The organism is Pseudomonas sp. TE3911 (assembly GCF_054062775.1).
Genome location: NZ_JBSSFP010000001.1, coordinates 2962360 through 2982270, shown reverse-complemented (window position 1 = coordinate 2982270; position 19911 = coordinate 2962360). Strand labels below are relative to the sequence as shown.

Here is a 19911-nt window from a genome sequence, read left to right as displayed (position 1 = left end):
GGAGGTTATGGCAGGGCGTAGGCGATCACGTAGTCGCCACGGTCAGTGGATTGGCGTGCACCGCCGGCGGTGACGACTACGTACTGCTTGCCGGTTTTCGGCGATACGTAAGTCATCGGGCCGCCTTGGCTGCCGACCGGCAGGCGGGCTTTCCACACTTCGTCACCGTTGCCGCTGTTGAAGGCGCGCAGGTAGAAATCCTGGGTGCCGGCGATAAAGATCAGGCCGCCCTGGGTCGACAGCGTGCCGCCGAGGGTCGGCAGACCGATCTTGATCGGCAGGTGCATACGGATGCCCAGCGGGCCGGTGTCTTCAACGGTGCCAACCGGCACCTGCCACGCGACTTTCTGGGTCTTCATATCGATGGCGGTGAGGGTGCCGAACGGCGGCGCCTGGCACGGAATGCCGGCCACCGACAGGAAGCGGTTTTTGTTCACGGCATACGGCGTGCCCTTGAGCGGGACCGCGCCCATGCCGGTGTTCAGCGCTTCGCCACCGGACGAAGACTGGGCTTTGTTCTGCGACGGCACCATCTGGATCCACAGGCCCAGGCGCATGTCGTTGACGAAGATAAAGCCGTGCACCGGGTCGGTGGAAATGCTGCCCCAGTTCATGCCGCCCAGGGAACCCGGGAAACTCAGGGATTTATCGGTGCCCGGCGCGGTGTACAGGCCGTCGTAGCGCATGCCTTTGAAGTCTATGCGGCACAGCAACTGGTCGTACGGGGTGGCGCCCCACATGTCCGATTCAGTCAGGGTTTGCGCGCCGATCTGCGGCATGCCCACCGATTTAGGCTGGGTTGGCGAGTACGGTTCATTGGGGATGTTGGCGGCCTTGACCGGCACTTCTTTTACTTCAGTCAGGGGTTTGCCAGTGGCGCGGTCGAGCACGTAGATCTGGCCGGCCTTGGTGCCGATCACTACCGCAGGCACGGCTTTGTCGCTGCCCGGCGGGGTGAAGTCGATCAGGCTTGGCTGCATCGGCAGGTCGAAGTCCCACAGGTCGTTGTGGACGGTCTGGTACACCCACTTTTCAGCACCGCTGGAGGCATCCAGCGCCAATACCGAAGCGCCGTATTTATGGTTGAGCTGGGTGCGTTCCACGCCGTAGATGTCGGTGGATGAGCTGCCCATCGGCAGGAAAATCGTGTTCATCAGCGGGTCGTAGGACATCGGCGCCCAGCTGTTCGGCGTGCTGCGCACGTAGGTGCTGTCGCCGGTTGGGGCTTGTTTGTCTTCCGGGTTGCCGGGGTCGAAGGCCCAACGCATTTGCCCGCTGATCACGTCAAAACCACGGATCACGCCGCCCGGCATGTCGGTCTGCACGTTATCCGCCACGCGACCACCGACCACCACGGTGGTACCGGCGATCAACGGGGCCGAGGAGAGCTGGTAGTAGCTGTCCGGCACATTGCCCAGGCCGGCTTTCAAATCCACCTGGCCGTGGGTGCCGAAGTCTTCACAGAATTTGCCGGTGTCGGCGTCTACCGCAATCAGGCGGGCATCAATGGTGTTGGTCAGCAGACGGCGCTGGCACTGCGCACCGGTTGGAACGCTGGCGGCAATGATCGGCGAGCTGTTGGGCTGTGTCGGCTGGGCAATCGGCGCGGTGGCGTCGAAATAGGCCATGCCGCGGCAACGCTGCCAGACCGCCGATTTGGCGTTGACTTCGTTCTTCCACAGTTCTTTGCCGGTGTCGGCGTCGAGGGCGATCAGGTTGTTGTGCGGGGTGCAGATGAACACTTTGTTGCCGATCTGCAGCGGGGTCAGTTGGTCTTCGGCACCGTTGCCGTCGCTGATCGCCACGTCGCCGGTGTGGTAGGTCCAGGCTACTTTGAGCTTGTTGACGGTGTCGCGGTTGATCTGGTCCAGCGCGGCGAAGCGGCTGCCGCCTTCAGTGTTGCCGTAGTGCGCCCAATCTTTCTGCGCATCGGCCGGGGCCACCGGCGTGACGCCTGGGCCGGCACCGGTCGGGGCGACGCTTGGGTGGGCGACAAACATATTGCCCGCCGCAACCACTACGCCCACCGCCAGTACGGCGGCAACGCCATAGGCACCGCGCGCAGGCTTGCCGACCAGCAGTGGGTACACCAGCGCGACCACCAGGCCAATCGCGGCGAACATGAATAGCCGCGAGAACAGCGGCCAGAACACCAGGCCCACATCCGCCACGGCCCAAATGGCCGTGCCCACCAGGAACGCGGCAAACAACCACGCACCCGCCGGGTTACGCCGGGCAATCAACAGGCCGGCAATCGCCATGGCCACGCCGCCGATCAGGAAGTACCAGGAACCTCCCAGGCTAACCAGTTTGGCGCCGCCGACGGCGAGCGCGATGCCGAGCAGGGCGATGATAACGCCCAGGCCCAGGAGTAAGAATCTAGAGACGCCAGTGGCGCGCGATGCTCGTTTCATGTCGAAAGGACTCGAATGTGAGAGGGCAAAGACGCGATTTTAGCAAGATAAGTAACTGGTTAGTACATTAGAGTCCTGCAATAGACTATTACAGTTGCTGCGATGATGCAGTGCGGTCAAATGCCGCGTTGGATAGGAGGGTTTTCTCGATGGGCAGCGGTGCGGGGAGCGCGTATTCAGGGGTGTCGATAGCCGTATCAGGATGAGCGCACTTTGAGCGTCAACGAAACGCCCCATCGGTTGAGTGGATGGGGCGTAGCGTTCGACCACCGTCTTTACAGGCAGCTTTGCTCGAACTCTTCGAGCATATCGGAGCGGATCAGATGACCCTCGTCATCCCGATCCCGGTACCGTCGTGGCTCAAGTCACTGGCCATGCATGGGTTGACGTCTTCCTTGAGGGCGATGCGGCTGACGTGTGTGTCCGCATACGCCCTCTGTCTGACAATGCCTAAAACTTGAAGCGTCCCACCAACCCTTTGAGCTGACCGGAAATATCCGTCAAACGACCTGAGCCGGTCTGCGCCGAATGGGCAAAACCTTCCACCAACTGCGCATCGGCATGGATCTGCGCGATGTGCCGGTTGATCTCTTCCGCCACTTGGTGCTGTTCCTCAGCGGCGGTCGCGATCTGGGTGTTCTGGTCGCGGATCGAGTCCACGGAGCCAAGGATCTTGTCGAAGCTGTCGCGAGCCTGCTGGATGCGTTCCACGCTGGTGTGGGACACCAGCAGGCTGCCTTGCATCTGCTGCGTGACTTCCTGGGTGCGGCGGGCGAGGTTGCCCAGCAGGCTGTCGATTTCGCCGGTGGAGTCTGCGGTGCGACGCGCCAAGGCGCGGACTTCGTCTGCAACCACGGCGAAGCCTCGGCCTTGGTCACCGGCGCGGGCCGCTTCGATTGCCGCGTTGAGTGCCAGCAGGTTGGTTTGCTCGGCAATCGAACGGATGGTATCGAGGATGGTGTTGATGTTCTGGCTGTCCTGCTCCAGCAACTGCATGGTCTGAGTCGATTTCTGCAGGTCTTCGCTAAGCTTGAGCACGCTGCCCGTGGCTTCGCCGATGTGCTGCTGACCGGCGTGCACATCGCGATAGCCTTCGTCGGCACTGGTGGCCGCGGCGCTGCAGGAGCGTGCGACTTCGTTGGCGGTGGCGACCATTTCGTTGAACGCAGTGCTGACCAGTTCCACGGCTTCACGCTGGCGGCCGGCGGCCTGGTTCATGTTATTGGCCACTTCGCTGGTGTCGGCGGCGGCGGTTTGCAGGTCGGATGATGCGTTACCGATGCGCTGCACCAACTGCGCGATCATGCTCAGGAACTGGTTGAACCAGCCGGCGAGGCTGGCGGTTTCATCCTTGCCTTGCACCTTGAGCTGGCGGGTCAGGTCGCCTTCACCTTCGGCGATTTCTTGCAGGCCGTCGGCCACGCCACGGATCGGGCGGACAATGACGCTGGCGAAACTGGCGCCGACAATCGCGAACACTAAGGCCAACGCGGCAGCGATCGCGGCGATCAGCCAGGTGAGGCTGGTCGCACCCGCCATCACTTCGTCCCGCTTGATCAGCCCGATAAAGCGCCAGCCCAAGTCTTTTGAACTGACCACGTTAGCCATATAAGCCACGCCGTCGATGTCGATTTGGGTCACGCCGTCGCCACGCTTGGACAGTTCGGCGTAGTTGGGGCCGAGGTCTGCCATCGGCTTGAAGTTGTGCTTGGCGTCGCTGGGGTCCACCAGCACGTTGCCATTGGCTTCGACCAGCATCAGGTAGCCGCTGTCGCCTAGCTTGATGTTGCGCACCAGTTCGGTGAGCTGCTTGAGCGACACGTCCAGGCCGACCACGCCGAGGATTTTGCCGCTGGCGTCGGCGACGGTGTGCACGGTGCCGATCAGCACCACATCATCCGGTGCCCAGTAGTAGGCGCCGGTGCGCACGGTAGCGCCAGGCGCGGCGATGGCCGCTTGGTACCAAGGGCGTACGCGTGGGTCGTAGTTGTTCAGTTTGGTGTCGTCCGGCCAACTGGCGTAACCGCCGTCGCTCAGGCCCAGGGACAGGTAAGCGGTGCTCGGATGGCTCTTGGCGAACTGGTCGAAGATATCCAGCAGTTCTTTGTTGGTGGGTGTAAGGGGAATTTGCGCGGCGTCTGCGCCGGCGTAGCTCTTGAGGTCCTTGGCCGCGACAACGCGCGGGTCCTTGGCCACAAATTCGACGTTCTGGCTGATGCCGTCGAAGAACTGCTTCATGCCATTGTCGATCTGGCGGATTTCGCGGCCGCTGCTGTCGAGGAAGTTGGCCAGGGCCCCCTCGCGCAGATTCAACACTACCAACACGGCGACCAGGATGACGGGGACGCACGCGATAGCCGCGAACGCCCAGGTCAGCTTCTGCTTGATATTCATGACTTCACCTGCGGAGTATTTATAGTTTTGGCAAGGCAGTGGGTAGCGCAGAACGTCGCATGTGTTGTTATGAAGAGGTGTAGCCCATGCGTACCCCCGGTTTATCGACCGAGGAGTCACGCACTTTAGGGCCGCAGTGGTGATCAGCCGATTTGGGTGTCAGCCAGGGCGTCGCGGCGCATCGATTGCAGGTTTTTTTCGATGGTTTCGCAGATGGCTTCCATCTGGATCTGGTGTTCGCTGGAGCGGAACGGGCTTTGCAAATCGGTGCCGATGCGTTCGATGGCCAGCAGCATAAAGCCCACCACCGTGGAGGCCAGCGGCGTGAACCAGCCCAGGGACTCCACAAGGCCCACCGGTACGATCAGGCAGAACAGCGAGATAAACAACCGCGGGAAATACACGTAAGGGTAGGGCAGTGGGGTGTTGGCGATACGCTCCATGCCGCCCTGGGCGTTGGACAAGTCCACCAGGGTGGATTCCAGCCGGGCCAGGCGAATGCTGTCCAGGTGCCCGGCTTTGTACTCCCGGGCCAGGATGGCCGCCGAGCCGGTGAGGATATCGTTGGCAAAGTTATTGGTGGCACCGTTGCGGGCGAATTCCTCAGTGGGGATAAACGCGCGGATTTCATCCGGGCATGGCTCGCCCTTGAGGTGGGCGGCCAGGCAATTCACGTAGGCCACGTGGCGGCGCAGCAGGGTGGACTTGACCGGGTTCACTTCACCGTCGGGGTCGTCCAGTAGCGTCAGCACCTGGCGCGCAAAGCTGCGCGAATTGTTGACCATTGCGCCCCATAGCGTGCGCGCCTCCCACCAGCGGTTGTAGGCGCTGCTGTTGCGAAAGCTGATGAGCACAATCAGTGCCGAGCCCAGCAGAGTGAGGGGCATCAGCGGCAAGTTGATCTTGGCGGTGAGAAACAGCATGAAGTCCACGGTGACGGCGACGTCCCACAGCAACAGCCAGAACAGCGACCAGCCCACATAGCCCATGGTCTTGATGATCAGGCGGTACTTTTTGATGATGGCGGCTTTCAAACGACAACCTCGTGGCGAGCGGTAGGCAACTGTGCCTTAGCTCGGACGCTGGTTTGCGGGGAAGGTTCGCTGTGGTGACTGAAACGGTTAAGCCGCCGGGGTCTTTTTGGAACAATTTTGGTAGCGACGGTGTCCCTGCGCTAATCACGATAGATTGCGCTCAAGGCAAAACGCCATTATCTGTGCTGCAATTGAGATCAGTGAATCCAAGTTGTTTGATCAGGGCTCTTTCTCATGTGCAGTGGTTCGTTGAAGTGGGCGGTGGAACAGTCGGCGCGTGCGTTTGAGCGCCATGTGGATTTTGAAGCGTGTATTCGTACCCATTATTCGATCTTGCTGGAGTCCTATTCAAAAAGACCATTTTTCTACAAGACCGCACTGAAGTTCAGTCGCTTGATGGTGTCCTTTACGTTATTGAGCACCTATTTCTCCAAGCAGGTGCCTTTACTGTCCGAGGTGAAAGAGTTTTGTACGGCGCGCGGGTTCTGTTCCAGAAACAGCCTGGAGTCGATCTTCCTGCTGTTCAGGGCGTTGGGGTTCATGACGGTGTCGAGGCATGCGGATGACAGCCGTCTGCGGGTATTCAGTCCGTCACCCCTAGCCTGCGAGGAGATCAGGCTGATGCTCACGTCCGTGGTTGAGCCGCTGGGCGTGATGTGCCCGGAAACCGCGGTTTGCGGCTCAATGAACGGGTTGGATGATCGCGCTTATCTGGCACGTTATTTCAAAGGGTTTTCGGTCCTTCTCTCCCAAAACGTGACCATCGACCTGCTGATGCCCGACTGTTATTGGCTGGTAAAGCGCGATGCCGGGCATATGTTGATGCTGGCGATCTATAACGATGCGTGTGCGTTGGATAACCAGGGGGCAAGTTTCAGGTCTTCGTCCTACCTTTCCATCGCTGAGCAACTCTCGGTGTCCAAGACCCATGTTATTCGCTTGGTGCAAGAGGGGGCTGACCGGGGCTATTTCAAGATTCATTCCAAGACATTGCTTGAAGTCCTGCCACCTTTTATCGTGTTGGTAAGGCGCTTCATGGCGTATTCGTTTGCGACCTGCCTGCACAGTCTTCAACTGAGTCGTGTCGATACCAAAGCGGCCACTCATGCATAGGGAGTGACGGGATGCCGGCTAATGTGAAGCTCAGGCCACGGATGCAAAGGCTGTTGTCGCCCGCAATTGCCCAGGCGGAATTGATCGGGATTTTCGCCTGGCTGGCGGTGTTGCTGGTTGATCGCGGGGGGATGTTCGGCTGGCCGGTCGTGCTGGTCACGATGGGGCTGTGCGTGGTGTATGGGGTTCACCGGGTGGTGACTCAGTATGTGCTGTGGCGGGCGCTGGGCGTGGGTTATATGGTGCTGCTGTCCGCGGGTTTTGCCTATGTGGTTCACACCCGCCCCGACCTGCAGGTGTTCGCCTTGCCGCTGGCCGTGACCTTGGTAATGAGCAGCGCAATCCTGTTTATCGTGGTTCAGGATTTTCTATTCTGCGCCGCATTGGTGTGGTTACTGACATGGCCCCAGATCCAGCTGAGCCTTTATGCAGGCGTCGACACCTACGTGTTCATCTTTTGCGCCGCGTCGGTGGCGATCGGATTTATCTTGAATGTCTACTACCTGAAGAACCTGCGTTCCGTGTTACTGGTGGAGAGTGAGTTTCGGGAGTTGGCCGAGACCGATTATTTGACCTCCATCCTGAACCGGCGGGCCTTTATGGAGAGCTTCGCCAAACTGATTGCGGCCGGTGATACCGGCTACTTCATGATGCTGGATATCGACAGTTTCAAATTGAAGAATGACCAGTTCGGCCATGACGTCGGCGACAGGATTCTCTGCGCCATGGCCGCGTGCTTTAAATCCACCCCAGGCAGCCACAGTTTCGGCAGGATTGGCGGCGAAGAATTCGGGGTGCTGCTGGTGGGCGATGACCCAGGTCTCGCCACCGATTACGCGCTGCGCCTGCTGCAAGCGATCCGCAGCAGTGTCGCGCCGCCCCATGACTACACTTGCAGTGCGGGCATGGCGCGCTTTACGGCCGGGGCCGAAATGTCGGCGGTCCTCAAGCGTGCCGACCGCAACCTCTACGCTGCCAAGGGCAACGGTAAAGACCGCGTGTATTTGGATGGCGCGCCGGTGTTTCAGGGGTCGACGTCCACCCCGGAGGCCCTATGAAAGTTGGCGTGATTTCCGATACCCACGGCCTGCTGCGGCCTGAAGCCGTGGCGGCCTTGCAGGGATGCGAACAGATCATCCATGCCGGCGATATCGGTAGCCCTGAAATTCTTCAGCAATTGGCGCAGATCGCACCCCTGTACGTGGTGCGCGGCAACAATGACCAGGACGCGCCGTGGGCACGGCAGGTGCCCGACCATCTGATGCTGGATGTGGACGGATGGCGGACGTTGGTGGTGCATGACATCGCCGACGTCCCCGCACGACTCGATACGCATGTGCGGCTGGTGATCACCGGTCATTCGCACAAGCCCGTGATCGAATGGCGGGGCGCAACGCTGTATGTGAACCCCGGCAGTGCAGGGCGGCGGCGCTTCAAGTTGCCGGTGACGTTGGCGGTGCTGGAGGTGCAGGCGCTGACGATCGAGTCGCAACTGATCACGCTGCTGGACTGATCGGGGTTTATGCTTGAGCCAGGATGCTCTGCAACAACCCTGGAAACCGTTCCTCAAGCACATCGCCGCGCAACGAATTCATATGGGTCGTGCCCACGCTGCGGGTGTGCACCAGGCCGGCATCGCGCAGTACGCGGAAGTGGTGGGACATGCTGGACTTGGGGCGCCCGCCGTCCAGTTCGCCGCAAGTGGCTTCTGGCACGCCGGCCAGGCAGCGCACGATTTCCAGGCGCACCGGGTCGCTCAGGGCGTACAACAGACGCTCCAGGGTCAGATCTTCAGGGGTAGGGTGTTTGAAGGCTCGCATGGATCGGATGATAACAGGGGGGTATCGCCGAATACCATAGTTCGATTACCATCGAACTATCGAATCACTCACTCGCTGCTGGAGTTCCCATGTCCGCTCTGTTCGAACCCTTCAAACTCAAAGACGTAACCCTGCGCAATCGCATCGCCATCCCGCCAATGTGCCAATACATGGCCGAAGACGGCATCGTCAACGACTGGCACCACGTGCACCTGGCCGGCATGGCCCGTGGCGGTGCCGGTTTGTTAGTGGTCGAGGCCACTGCCGTTGCGCCTGAAGGCCGCATCACTCCGGGCTGTGCCGGCATCTGGAGCGATGCACATGCTCAGGCGTTCGTGCCGATGGTCAAGGCGATCAAGGCCGCAGGTTCAGTGCCCGGCATTCAGATTGCCCACGCCGGGCGTAAAGCCAGTGCCAACCGTCCATGGGAAGGGGATGACCATATTCCGGCTTCCGACGCACGCAGTTGGGAAACTATTGCGCCGTCGGCCATCGCCTTCGGTGCCAACCTGCCCAATGTGCCGCGCGCCATGACCCTGGACGACATCGCTCGCGTTAAACAGGATTTCGTCGACGCCGCCCGTCGCGCCCGTGACGCCGGTTTCGAGTGGATCGAACTGCACTTCGCCCACGGTTACCTGGCTCAAAGCTTTTTCTCCGAACATTCCAACCAACGTACCGATGCCTACGGTGGCAGCTTCGACAACCGCAGCCGTTTCCTCCTGGAAACCCTGGCCGCCGTGCGTGAAGTCTGGCCGGAAAACCTGCCGCTGACCGCGCGTTTCGGTGTGATCGAATACGACGGTCGTGACGAGCAAACCCTCACCGAATCCATCGAACTGGCGCGTAATTTCAAAGCCGGTGGCTTGGACCTGCTGAGCGTCAGCGTCGGTTTCACCATCCCCGACACCAACATCCCGTGGGGCCCGGCCTTTATGGGCCCGATTGCCGAACGCGTGCGCCGCGAAGCCGGTATCCCGGTGACCTCGGCGTGGGGTTTTGGTACGCCACAATTGGCAGAAGGCGCGTTGCAGGCGGGGCATCTGGACCTGGTCTCAGTGGGCCGCGCGCACCTGGCTGACCCGCATTGGGCGTACTTTGCCGCCAAAGAGCTGGGCGTGGATAAGTCCTCCTGGACCTTGCCAGCGCCGTATGCGCATTGGTTGGAACGCTATCGCTGAGGCGAGCCAAGCGGTTTATGGAGCCACTCAATCGAGTGGCTTTTTTTTATCTGAGTATTGATACAAGGCTGATACGCAAAAAATAACGAATGAGAATGGATGTCAAACGAGAATGCGTTGATATACCATGCGCCGCGAATTCTTGGCAGGTTTGCCGTCCCATCTGGCTCATTCACTAGGTCCAACATCCATGCGTCGTACCCTGATTTCCATCTGTGTGTTGCAGGCGTTTTCCCCGTTCACCTGGGCAGAAGTGGCGCCCACCGAGCAAACCAGTCTGGAGTTGCAAGCGATCACTGTGACGGGCACGGCGGACTATGAAACAGCTCAGGGGCCGGTCAAGGGCTACCACGCCACACGCTCAGCCAGCGCGACGCGCACCGACACGTCGATTCATGAAACACCGCAGTCCATCAGCGTGGTGTCCAAGGATGTGGTCGAAGACATTGGCGCCACCCGCCTGCAGGATGCCCTCGACTATGCCGGCGGCGTCGGCCGCGCCAACAACTTCGGCGGCCAGGGCCTGACCACCTTCACCGTGCGCGGCTTTACCACTGGCGAGTTCTACCGCAACGGTTTCCCGATCAACCGCGGCTACCCGAACATGCCGGACGCCAACACCATCGAACGCCTCGAAGTACTGCGCGGTCCCGCAACCATGCTGTATGGCCGTGGCGATCCAGGCGGCACGTTCAACGTGGTGTCCAAGCAGCCGCTGGCAGAGCGTACCGTGACCCTGGGCAGCCAGTTGAATGATCAAGGCATGAAACGCGGCACCCTGGATGCCTCCGGCCCGTTGGATGAAGACGGTCGCCTCGCTTATCGCCTGAACGTGGTGGGCGAGGGCGGCGACACCTTCCGGGACCATGTGGAAACCGAACGCTACGGCGTGACGCCTGTCATCACCTGGCAAGCCACCGACGACACCAAGGTGATCTTCGAAGGCGACTTCATGCGTAACAACCACCCGCTGGACCGTGGCCTGACGCGCTATCCCACCCAAAAAGGCAACGCATCGCGCGATACCTTCTGGGGCGATAAAGACGTCGGCAAATTGCACAACGACAACAGCATGGCGCAGTTGCGCTTCGAACACCTGCTCAACGAAAACTGGACCCTGGGCGGCGGTTTCCAGTGGCTGGACGGCACCTTGCAGGGCAACGCCATTGAAGCCAACGGCCTGAGCGCCGATGGCCGCACGCTGCAACGCAACTTCAACTATCGCAAGCTGGAATGGACCGACAAGGACTACCAACTCAACCTCACCGGGCATTTCACCACCGGTGGTTTCGAGCACACCTTGCTGACCGGCATCGAGTATGAGGATTACGACTACAAGTCGATCATCCAGCGTTCCAGCGCCACCGAGGGCACTTACCCGATCGATATCTTTGATCCCGTCTACGGCCAGGCACGCCCACCGCTGACGCGAACACCGACCCACGACAAAGAAAACCTCAAGACCTACGCAGCCTTTGTGCAGGACCAAGTGGCCCTCACCGAGCGCCTGAAAGTCTTGGCCGGTGCGCGTTTTGAGCGTTTTGAGCATGACTACGAAAGCTACGTGACCGGGGTTAAACCTTGGCAAGCCGCTGAAAACGCCGTCACCCCACGTGTGGGCGTGATCTACGACCTTACCGATACCGTCGCGGTCTACGCTGACGCCGCACGTTCGTTCAAGCCGAACACTGGCGCTGCTCGCCAAGGTGGCGGGTTTGAGCCGGAAAAGGGCAAGTCCTATGAGATGGGCGTCAAATGGGAAGCCTTGGACCGTCAACTGAGCGTCGACGCGGCGATCTACCAGATCGAGAAGAAAAACGTCCTCACCACCGACCCTATCGACTCAACCTTCAGCGTCGCCGCTGGCCAAGTCCGTAGCCGTGGTTTCGACCTGAATGTGGCGGGCAATATCACCCCCGAGTGGCGCGTGATCGGCGGCTATGCCTACGTGGATGCCGAAGTCACCAAAGACAACACCATTCGCTCCGGCACGCGCCTGCTGAACATCCCCCGCAACAGCTTCAGCCTGCTTAACGTCTACGAATTCCAGGACGGCGCCCTCAAAGGCCTGGGCCTGGGCGCGGGTGGCAAGTATGTCGACCAGCGTGCCGGCCAGACCGCCAATACGGCGTTCTCGATGGACGCCTACACCGTTGTGGACCTGCTGGGCTACTACAAGGTCAATGACAAGGTACGACTGAACCTGGATGTAAAGAACCTGTTCAACCGCGAGTATGAAGAGGGCGCGTTCGGCAATATATACGCCTACCCAGGCGCACCCCGCACTGTGCAGGTCGGCATCGCCTACACCCTGTAAAGGCCCGCACAGCTTCAATGTGGGAGGGGGCTTGCCCCCGATAGCGGTGTAACAGCTGGCTTATTTGCAGCTGACCCACCGCCATCGGGGGCAAGCCCCCTCCCACATTTGATTGCGTTTACATTAAAGCGGCGTCAGCACATTCATCACCGTATCCAACGCCACCCGCGTGTCATCCAACTGCACCAGTGAGGCATGCCGTGCACCCAGCGCATCGCGGTTCTGGATTGCGGTGAGAATCGCCTTGTGCCGGGGCAGGCTCAGGCCCTGGATGTCCGGGCGACGGTTGGTGATGTTGATCGACTCGCGTAACGGCAACGACAGCATGTTGCACATATAGGCGAGCAAGTCGTTGCGCGTGGCGTCGGCAATGGCGCGGTGGAAATCCAGGTCGGCCTGCAACAGGTCTTCGTGGGTCTTCGCGGTTTCCATGCCCTGGTAGGCTTTTTCGATGGTGGCGATGTCGTCATCGGTCGCCGTGGTGGCGGCCATGGCGGCGATTTCCGGTTCGAGGATGCGCCGCACGCCGGCCAGGGTATTGAAGAATTCGCTGTGGGGCGTGGATTGCATCAGCCAGGACAACACATCCGGGTCGAGCAGGTGCCACTTCAAGCGCGGCCGCACCACGGCGCCCACCCGTGGTTTGGAATACACCAGGCCCTTGGCGCTGAGCACCCGGGTCGCCTCGCGCAGCACCGAGCGGCTGACCTTGTACTCCTCGCAGAGCGTGGCCTCCATGGGCAGTCTTTCTTCCGGCTTGAAGCGACCGGAAACGATGTGCATGCCCAAGTCCTGAACGATCTGGGCATGCATGCTCTTGCGCGGCTTGGGCGGCTGGTGATCCATAACGACGGGGAGGCTCTGGCTTAAAGACGCGGCATCATAGCATCCCAATTAGTGGGAATGACGCGGGACTTCCGCCCCCCGGCAGCCCACCAGGAAGTCAAAGTCGCAGCCTTGGTCTGCCTGCAACACATGGTCGATGTACAGCTGGCGGTAGCCGCACCGCCGACGATGAGTTTTTCTGGTGGCGCCAGGTCTGCCATGCGCGCCGCCAGCTCTGCATCGGGGATGTCCAGGTGCAAGCGGCCGTTGGCGCAGTCCAGTTCGATCCAGTCGCCTTCCTTCACCGTGGCCAACGGCCCGCCGGCTGCTGCTTCCGGTGCGACGTGCAACACCACCGTGCCGTACGCCGTGCCGCTCATGCGCGCATCGGAAATACGCACCATATCGGTCACACCCTGGGCCAGCAGCTTGGCCGGCAAGCCCATGTTGCCGACCTCGGCCATGCCCGGGTAACCCTTGGGCCCGCAGTTTTTCATGACCAGGATCGAGTTGGCGTCCACGTCCAGCTCCGGATCGTTGATGCGCGCCTTGTACATGTCGAAATTCTCGAACACCACCGCACGACCGCGATGCTGCATCAGCTCCGGGCTGGCGGCTGACGGCTTGAGCACTGCGCCGAGCGGGGCGAGGTTGCCGCGCAGCACGCAGATACCGCCGTCGGCGCGGATCGGGTTATCCAGGGTACGGATCACTTCGTCCTGGCCGTAGATCGGCGAGTCCTTGGTGTTCTCGCCCAGGGACTTGCCGTTCACGGTCAAGGCGTTCGGGTGCGGGATCAGGTTGGCTTCGCCGAGGCGGCGCAACACGGCAGGCAGGCCGCCGGCGTAGTAGAACTCTTCCATTAGAAAGCGCCCGGACGGCTGCAAGTCGACGATGGTCGGCATGCCACGACCCATGCGGGTCCAGTCGTCCAGGTCCAACTCGACGCCGATGCGCCCGGCGATGGCTTTGAGGTGAATCACCGCGTTGGTCGAACCACCGATGGCCGCGTTCACGCGAATAGCGTTTTCAAACGCCTCCTTGGTGAGGATCTTCGACAGCTTCAAGTCTTCGCGCACCATCTCTACCGCGCGCATGCCCGACATATGCGCCAGCACATAGCGCCGCGCATCCACCGCCGGAATCGCTGCGTTGTGGGGCAGGGAAGTGCCCAGTGCCTCGGCCATGCAGGCCATGGTCGACGCGGTGCCCATGGTGTTGCAGGTACCCGCCGAACGCGACATGCCGCCTTCGGCCGCAAGGAAGTCGTCCAGGGTAATGGTGCCGGCCTTGACCTGTTCACTGAGCTGCCACACCACGGTGCCCGAGCCGATGTCCTGGCCCTTGTGCTTGCCGTTGAGCATCGGCCCGCCGGTGACCACGATGGCCGGCACGTCGCAACTGGCGGCGCCCATCAGCAGGGCAGGGGTGGTCTTGTCGCAGCCGGTCAGCAGCACCACACCATCAATCGGGTTGCCGCGAATGGCTTCCTCCACGTCCATGCTCGCCAGGTTGCGCGTCAGCATGGCAGTGGGTCGCAGGTTGGATTCGCCATTGGAAAACACCGGGAACTCCACCGGGAAGCCACCGGCCTCGATCACACCGCGTTTGACGTGCTCGGCGATCTGGCGGAAATGCGCGTTGCACGGGGTCAGCTCCGACCAGGTATTGCAGATACCGATGATCGGCTTGCCATGGAACTGATGGTCGGCAATGCCCTGATTCTTCATCCAGCTGCGGTACATGAAGCCGTTTTTGTCGGCGGTACCAAACCACTGGGCAGAGCGTAGGCCGGGCTTTTTATCAGACATGATCGATTCTCTTATTGTATGACTATATGTTCTCTCTGCGGCTAAACATAAGCGCAAAATGTTCGCTTTGGAAGAGTTGTTTTGCAAATAGTCCTACTATATAGTCTGGCTTAACTGAGGTATGACCCTGGCGGATTTTCTGCGAGAGGCATCCCCGATTCCTATAAGAACAACAATCGGAGATCGACCCCATGAGCGAGGAATTGCGGCTAATCCGGCGCATCACGCTGAAACTGATTCCCTTCCTGATCTTGCTGTACCTGATCGCCTACGTGGACCGTTCCGCCGTGGGCTTTGCCAAGTTGCACATGGGCGCCGACGTCGGCATCGGTGATGCGGCTTATGGCCTGGGTGCTGGGTTGTTCTTCATTGGCTACTTCCTGTTCGAGATTCCCAGCAACCTGATGCTCGACCGCTTCGGCGCGCGGCGCTGGTTCGCACGCATCATGATCACCTGGGGCACCATCACCATCGGCATGGCGTTCGTGCAGGGGCCTCACAGCTTCTATGTGATGCGCTTTCTGCTCGGTGCGGCCGAAGCCGGGTTCTTCCCGGGCGTGCTGTACTACATCACCCAATGGTTCCCGGTTCGCCATCGCGGCAAGATCCTTGGGCTGTTTATCCTCTCGCAGCCCATCGCGATGATGATCACTGGCCCCGTGTCCGGCGGCCTGCTGGGTATGGACGGCATCCTCGGCCTGCACGGCTGGCAGTGGCTGTTTATCGTGATCGGCACCCCGGCGATCCTGCTGACCTGGCCGGTGCTGCGTTACCTGCCGGATGGTCCCAAGCAGGTCAAGTGGATGACCGACGCCGAAAAAACCTGGTTGACCGACGAACTGAACAAAGACCTGCAAGCCTACGGCCAGACCCGCCACGGCAATCCATTGCATGCGCTCAAAGACAAGCGCGTGTTGCTGCTGGCGCTGTTCTACCTGCCGGTGACCCTGAGCATCTACGGCCTGGGCTTGTGGCTGCCCACGTTGATCAAGCAGTTCGGCGGCAGCGATCTCACCACCGGCTTCATATCGGCGGTGCCGTATATCTTCGGCATCATCGGTTTGCTGATTATCCCGCGCAGTTCCGACCGCCTGAATGACCGTTATGGCCACCTCGCCGTGCTCTATGTGCTGGGTGCGATCGGCCTGTTCTTCAGCGCCTGGCTGAGTGTGCCGGTGCTGCAAATGGCCGCGCTGTGCCTGGCAGCGTTCGCGATGTTCTCTTGTACGGCGGTGTTCTGGACCTTGCCGGGCCGCTTCTTCGCCGGCGCCAGTGCGGCGGCCGGCATTGCCTTGATCAATTCCGTGGGCAACCTCGGCGGCTATATCGGCCCGTTCGTGATTGGTGCGCTCAAGGAATACACCGGCAACCTGGCCTCGGGCTTGTACTTCCTGTCCGGTGTGATGGTGTTCGGGCTGGTGCTGACCGGCGTGGTCTATCGCCTGCTGGAGCGCAAGCACGTGCTGCCCGTCGACCAGTTCGCCGCCAGCGCCCGTGGCGCCACACGTACTTAATCTAGGAGAACCTTCATGCGTTTAGTGCAGTTCGAACTCAATAATGGCGAGCGCCGCGTTGGCGTAGTGGAAGGCAAGCAACTGCGTGAAGTGCGCAGCGCCCATAGCGTGCGTGAGCTGGCCCTGGCCGCCATCGAAGCGGGCGTCAAGTTGCAGCAGCAGGTGGACAGCCTCGGTCTGGGCGACAGCCACGACTACGCCGCCTTGCTGGCCGAACAAAAAATCCTGCCGCCTCTGGATCACCCGGACCCGGCCCACATGCTGATCAGCGGCACCGGCCTGACCCACTTGGGCAGCGCCTCGGCGCGGGACAAAATGCACCAGGGCGGTGACGACAGCGCCCTGACCGACACCATGCGCATCTTCAAGTGGGGCGTGGAGGGCGGCAAGCCCGCCGCCGGTGAGGCCGGCGTGCAGCCGGAGTGGTTCTACAAGGGCGACGGCAGCATTGTGGTGCGCCCAGGCCAAGCCTTCCCGGTGCCACCGTTTGCCGAAGATGCTGGTGAAGAACCGGAGATCGGCGGCCTCTACGTGATCGGCCACGACGGTAAACCCTACCGCCTGGGTTTCGCGGTGGGCAACGAGTTTTCCGACCATGTGATGGAGCGCAAGAACTACCTGTACCTGGCCCATTCCAAGCTGCGCAGTTGCAGCTACGGCCCGGAACTGCGTGTCGGCGAATTGCCCCAGCACCTGGCCGGCACCAGCCGCATCCTGCGTAACGGCGAGGAAATCTGGCGGAACGAATTCCTCAGTGGCGAGGCCAATATGTGCCACAGCCTGGAAAACCTCGAATACCACCACTTCAAATACAGCCAATTCCTCAAGCCGGGCGATGTGCACATTCATTTCTTCGGCACCGCCACCTTATCATTCGCCGACGGTATACGTACCCAACCGGGGGATGTGTTCGAGATCAGCCAGGCTGAGTTCGGCGCGCCGTTGATCAACAGTGTCGGCAGCGTCGATGCAGCGTTCGAACCCGGCAATGTCATCACCCTTTAAGGAGACCCACATGACCCAGTTTCTCGGCCACAACTTTATCGGCGGCCAGCGCAGCGCCAACGGCAGTGTGAAGCTGCAAAGCGTCGACGCCACCACCGGCGAAGCCTTGCCCCAGGATTTCTACCAGGCCACGCCGCAGGAAGTCGACGCCGCCGCCCACGCCGCCGCGCAGGCTTATCCGGCGTACCGGGCCTTGAGCGCCGCACGTCGCGCGCAGTTCCTGGATGCGATCGCCGATGAGTTGGATGCGCTGAGCGATAACTTCGTTGAGTTGGTCTGCCGCGAAACCGCATTGCCTGCCGCCCGTATCAAGGGCGAGCGCGGGCGTACCAGCGGGCAGATGCGCCTGTTTGCCACGGTGTTGCGTCGCGGTGATTTCTACGGTGCCCGCATCGACAAAGCCCTGCCGGATCGCCAACCACTGCCGCGTCCGGACCTGCGTCAATACCGCATCGGCCTCGGCCCGGTGGCGGTGTTCGGTGCGAGCAATTTCCCCCTGGCATTCTCCACGGCAGGCGGCGACACCGCCGCCGCGCTGGCGGCCGGTTGCCCGGTGGTGTTCAAAGCCCACAGCGGCCACATGGCGACGGCTGAACAGGTGGCCAATGCAATCCTCCGCGCGGCCGAGGCCACCGAGATGCCGGCTGGCGTGTTCAACATGATCTTCGGCGGTGGCGTGGGTGAGGCGCTGGTCAAGCACCCGGCGATCCAGGCGGTGGGCTTTACCGGCTCGCTCAAGGGCGGTCGTGCCCTCTGCGATATGGCCGCGGCGCGCCCGCAACCGATCCCGGTGTTTGCCGAAATGTCGAGCATCAACCCGGTGATTGTCTTGCCCCAGGCCTTGCAGGCGCGGGCCGAGACCGTCGCCCGTGACCTCACCGCGTCGGTCGTACAAGGCTGCGGCCAGTTCTGCACCAACCCCGGCCTGGTGATCGGTATTGCATCGCCGGAATTCACCGCGTTCACCCAACAGGTGGCGCAATTGATCGGCGAGCAACCGGCGCAAACCATGCTCAACGCCGGTACCTTGAGCAGCTATGGCAAGGGCCTGGAAAAACTCCTGTCACACCCTGGCATTCAGCATTTGGCCGGCAGCACCCAGGCTGGTAACCAGGCGCAACCGCAGCTGTTCAAGGCCGACGTGCGCCTGTTGCTCGATGGTGATGAAGTGCTGCAAGAAGAAGTCTTCGGCCCCACCACGGTGTTTATCGAAGTGGCTGATCAAGCCCAACTCAGCGCGGCGTTGCACGGCCTGCACGGTCAACTGACGGCCACGATCATTGGCGAACCGGCGGATTTTCAACAGTTCGCCGAGCTCACGCCGCTGCTGGAACAGAAGGTTGGGCGCATCCTGCTCAACGGCTACCCGACCGGCGTGGAAGTCTGCGACTCGATGGTGCATGGCGGCCCGTACCCGGCCACGTCCGATGCCCGTGGCACGTCGGTCGGCACCTTGGCCATCGACCGTTTCCTGCGCCCGGTGTGCTTCCAGAACTACCCTGATAGCCTGCTGCCCGACGCGTTGAAAAACGCTAACCCGTTGCGTATCCAGCGCTTGGTCGATGGCACGCCATCGCGCGATTCGCTGTAAGGAATCCGGAGGTTTCATGTCGTGTAAGGCCGTCACTGCACACCGTGCGCAATTGGGCGAAGGCCCATTCTGGGACGCGCCCACCCAGGCGCTGTATTGGGTCAATATCGCCGGCAAACAGGCCTTGCGCCTGATGGGCGGGCAATTGCAGATCTGGCAGTTGCCCGAGCATGTCTCGGCCTTTATCCCGTGTGAAAGCGGCGATGCGTTGGTGACTTTGAGCAGCGGTGTCTACCGCCTGGACCTGGTCACCGAAGCCTTGACCCTGCTGTGCGTGGCCGACCCGCAACCGGGCAACCGTGGCAATGAAGCGCGCTGCGATGCCCAAGGCCGGCTGTGGCTGGGCACCATGCAGAACAACATCGGTGAGCAGGGCGAAGACCTGCCGATTACGCGGCGTTCAGGTGGCTTGTTTCGCATTGATGCCGATGGGCAGGTCGCGCCTCTGCTGAGCGGCCTGGGCATTCCCAACACGTTGCTGTGGAGTGAGGACGGCAGCCTGGTGCATTTTGGCGACAGCATGGATGGCACGCTCTATCGGCATGTCATCCAGCCCGACGGTCAGCTCGAACCGGCACAAGTGTGGTTCGGTCCACACGCACGCGGCGGGCCGGATGGCTCGGCGATGGATGCCGAAGGCTACATCTGGAATGCCCGTTGGGACGGCAGTTGCCTGCTGCGCCTGACGCCTGATGGCGAGGTGGATCGCATCATCGAACTGCCCGTCAGCCGTCCCACCAGTTGTGTATTCGGTGGGCCCAACCTCACCACGCTGTACATCACCAGTGCCGCCAGCCCGTTGGATCACCCTCTGGATGGTGCGGTGCTGGCTATCGAAGTCGATGTCCCTGGCAAACCGTGCCATCGCTTTGCCGGTTAAACCCCAAGACTC

The 19911-nt window shown here is 61.2% G+C and carries 13 protein-coding genes and 3 pseudogenes; 9 read left to right on the top strand and 7 right to left on the bottom strand.

Annotation, left to right across the window (positions count from 1 at the left end; genetic code table 11):
• Window positions 1-5: 5 nt before the first annotated feature.
• The 4 genes and pseudogenes from ACVWXD_RS13370 to ACVWXD_RS13355 form a co-directional block, all read right to left on the bottom strand.
• A complete protein-coding gene (locus ACVWXD_RS13370; protein ID WP_457371112.1) occupies window positions 6-2414 on the bottom strand; it encodes a glucose/quinate/shikimate family membrane-bound PQQ-dependent dehydrogenase in 2409 nt (802 codons plus the stop codon).
• 450 nt (window positions 2415-2864) lie between these two features.
• Window positions 2865-3380 (bottom strand): annotated as a pseudogene (locus ACVWXD_RS13365) (methyl-accepting chemotaxis protein); the annotation flags it as partial.
• A gap of 348 nt (window positions 3381-3728) precedes the next feature.
• Window positions 3729-4808: pseudogene (locus ACVWXD_RS13360) on the bottom strand (HAMP domain-containing protein); the annotation flags it as partial.
• Window positions 4809-4951: 143 nt separating this feature from the next.
• A complete protein-coding gene (locus tag ACVWXD_RS13355) occupies window positions 4952-5842 on the bottom strand; it encodes a bestrophin family protein (RefSeq protein WP_032885432.1) in 891 nt (296 codons plus the stop codon).
• A gap of 261 nt (window positions 5843-6103) precedes the next feature.
• Between ACVWXD_RS13355 and ACVWXD_RS13350 the strand changes: the two genes are divergently transcribed.
• From ACVWXD_RS13350 to ACVWXD_RS13340, 3 genes are read left to right on the top strand one after another with little or no spacing between them, the layout of a single operon-like run.
• A complete protein-coding gene (locus ACVWXD_RS13350; protein ID WP_457371111.1) occupies window positions 6104-6955 on the top strand; it encodes a hypothetical protein in 852 nt (283 codons plus the stop codon).
• A gap of 11 nt (window positions 6956-6966) precedes the next feature.
• The gene (locus ACVWXD_RS13345) at window positions 6967-8013 is read left to right on the top strand and encodes a GGDEF domain-containing protein (RefSeq protein ID WP_099603346.1); all 1047 of its coding nucleotides are present in this window, start codon (window positions 6967-6969) and stop codon (window positions 8011-8013) included.
• Window positions 8010-8468: a metallophosphoesterase family protein gene (locus ACVWXD_RS13340; RefSeq protein WP_181644508.1), complete on the top strand. Its 459-nt coding sequence runs from the start codon at window positions 8010-8012 to the stop codon at window positions 8466-8468. The genes ACVWXD_RS13345 and ACVWXD_RS13340 overlap by 4 nt, the downstream gene beginning before the upstream one ends.
• 7 nt (window positions 8469-8475) lie before the next feature.
• Here the strand turns inward: ACVWXD_RS13340 and ACVWXD_RS13335 are convergent, their stop codons facing one another.
• Window positions 8476-8775, bottom strand: a complete 300-nt coding sequence (locus ACVWXD_RS13335; protein ID WP_032885428.1) for an ArsR/SmtB family transcription factor — start codon at window positions 8773-8775, stop codon at window positions 8476-8478.
• Between the two features lie 89 nt (window positions 8776-8864).
• On the opposite strand from ACVWXD_RS13335, the gene ACVWXD_RS13330 reads away from it, so the two are divergent.
• Both ACVWXD_RS13330 and ACVWXD_RS13325 read left to right on the top strand, forming a co-directional pair.
• A complete protein-coding gene (locus ACVWXD_RS13330; protein ID WP_099603349.1) occupies window positions 8865-9956 on the top strand; it encodes an NADH:flavin oxidoreductase/NADH oxidase in 1092 nt (363 codons plus the stop codon).
• Between the two features lie 190 nt (window positions 9957-10146).
• Entirely contained in the window at window positions 10147-12273 is a 2127-nt protein-coding gene (locus tag ACVWXD_RS13325; protein WP_457371110.1) for a TonB-dependent siderophore receptor, read from the top strand.
• Between the two features lie 123 nt (window positions 12274-12396).
• Here the strand turns inward: ACVWXD_RS13325 and ACVWXD_RS13320 are convergent, their stop codons facing one another.
• Together ACVWXD_RS13320 and ACVWXD_RS13315 are read right to left on the bottom strand one after the other, a co-directional pair.
• Window positions 12397-13119 (bottom strand): FadR/GntR family transcriptional regulator, encoded by a 723-nt coding sequence (locus ACVWXD_RS13320; RefSeq protein WP_032885425.1) that lies wholly within the window; start codon window positions 13117-13119, stop codon window positions 12397-12399.
• A 48-nt stretch (window positions 13120-13167) separates the two neighbouring features.
• Window positions 13168-14909: pseudogene (locus tag ACVWXD_RS13315) on the bottom strand (IlvD/Edd family dehydratase).
• A 191-nt stretch (window positions 14910-15100) separates the two neighbouring features.
• On the opposite strand from ACVWXD_RS13315, the gene ACVWXD_RS13310 reads away from it, so the two are divergent.
• The 4 genes from ACVWXD_RS13310 to ACVWXD_RS13295 are packed head-to-tail and all read left to right on the top strand — an operon-like array spanning window position 15101 to window position 19899.
• Entirely contained in the window at window positions 15101-16423 is a 1323-nt protein-coding gene (locus ACVWXD_RS13310; RefSeq protein WP_032885423.1) for an MFS transporter, read from the top strand.
• Window positions 16424-16438: 15 nt separating this feature from the next.
• Window positions 16439-17428 carry an AraD1 family protein gene (gene araD1, locus ACVWXD_RS13305; protein ID WP_032885422.1) on the top strand — a complete coding sequence of 330 codons (990 nt, stop codon included), beginning with the start codon at window positions 16439-16441 and terminating at the stop codon, window positions 17426-17428.
• A gap of 10 nt (window positions 17429-17438) precedes the next feature.
• On the top strand, window positions 17439-19019 hold the full coding sequence (locus ACVWXD_RS13300) for an aldehyde dehydrogenase (NADP(+)) (RefSeq protein WP_181644510.1): 1581 nt from the start codon (window positions 17439-17441) through the stop codon (window positions 19017-19019).
• A gap of 16 nt (window positions 19020-19035) precedes the next feature.
• A complete protein-coding gene (locus ACVWXD_RS13295; protein ID WP_181644511.1) occupies window positions 19036-19899 on the top strand; it encodes an SMP-30/gluconolactonase/LRE family protein in 864 nt (287 codons plus the stop codon).
• The last annotated feature ends 12 nt before the right edge of the window (window positions 19900-19911 follow it).